The following is a 1,307-nucleotide window of genomic DNA, read 5'->3' on the forward strand; positions in this document are numbered from 1 at the left end:
CCGATCCACTGCATGCGGTGGTTTTGGTTGACCAGGCGCAGCGCGTTCTCGATCACACCGCTCACAGTGCGGTGCAGGTAGGTGCGGTGAGGGAGGTCGTCCGGTAAGGCTCGTTTCACCAACGTGGGCTGTCCCAGGCCTTGCAGGGGGATCTTTTCACCCTTGAAGGACAGGATGACGTTGGCCACGTAGGCAACCGCGGGCCCGAACCTGAAGCTCTGAGTTAGGAAATGCTTCTCGGCGTCCCTCATTGCCGAGCTGTTTAACGCATCCACCGCTCCTCTGAACCGATACAGCTGCTGATGCCGATCACCTACAGTCACTTGCGTGATTTTCTGGATCTGGACCAGGTTCGCGATGACCGGGTTCACGTCCTGCCCTTCGTCGAGCAAAATCGCACCGAAACGCTGGCTCAGATCTGGCTGGCTCATCTGGTACAGCTTCAGATAGCCATCGTGCGTCATGGGGACTGAGCGATCGTTGATATCGACCATCTTCTCCCAAACGTCTCTGGTCAGGTTGAGCGCTTTACTCATGTACTGCTGCTGGACCGAAGTCAGTGTGCGGTTGCTCTGGAATCGCACAAAGTGGTCTTCCAGCAGCTCCAGATCCTTGCTGGCCATGAAGGCATTGAGGGTAGAAACGATATCTTTGGCCAGCTCCCAATCCTGGGTATTGATCGTCCTCGCGATGTCGGTCAAACGCAGATTGCCAGCCTGCTTGTGTTTGTACTGGCTGCCATAGACAGCGTAGGCGAGGCCGTGAGCTGTTTTGCAGGTCACATTGCGTGGAAAACGATTCTTTGCCGCGACCTCAACGGCTTTGTTGTAGCAGAGGTACAGCATTTTGACCGACGAGTTATGCGTGGCGTAACCGACGAGTGTCGTTGTCTTCCCGGTACCGGCAAACGCCTGGACCAGTAGCTTCTTTGCGAAGGAGTGAATAGCTGGCAGTTGTTCTTCTGTCCATTGCATGGAGGGCACCTAAAGGTATTTTTTGAAGCTGGACGCCGTAATGCTGACCGCCAGGCCGAGCAGTGCCGCGCATGGCAGGAGCACTAGCAAAGGGCTCACGCTGAATGGCAGAGCCAGGTAAAGGCTCCAGGGGATGATCACCAGCGGCACCATCGTTGCTCGAGCTTTGTGATACAGGTAGCTGGACTCGCGGCCGGCACCGAACCGCCGCAAGTCTCTGCGCACCAGCCCGTCCACAAAACCAACAAATGCCGTCATCACAAATAACGGGATTGCGAGGGTCAGGATCACCAGGCGCACGCAAAACACCAGTGTCGTGTAGAGCGCCGCAAG

At 56.5% G+C, this 1,307-nt stretch carries 2 protein-coding genes; both read right to left on the reverse strand.

Annotated features, from left to right (window positions below):
• Window positions 1–974 (reverse strand): UvrD-helicase domain-containing protein (locus ABJ99_RS19720; RefSeq protein WP_054087248.1); only part of this gene is annotated, 974 nt, incomplete at its 3' end.
• Window positions 975–983: 9 nt separating this feature from the next.
• Window positions 984–1,307, reverse strand: a 324-nt coding sequence (locus ABJ99_RS19725) for a TIGR03747 family integrating conjugative element membrane protein (RefSeq protein WP_154864468.1), incomplete at its 5' end; no start/stop codon positions are given.

It is taken from the genome of Pseudomonas syringae pv. cilantro (genome assembly GCF_001293775.1).
Lineage (GTDB): Bacteria > Pseudomonadota > Gammaproteobacteria > Pseudomonadales > Pseudomonadaceae > Aquipseudomonas > Aquipseudomonas syringae_P.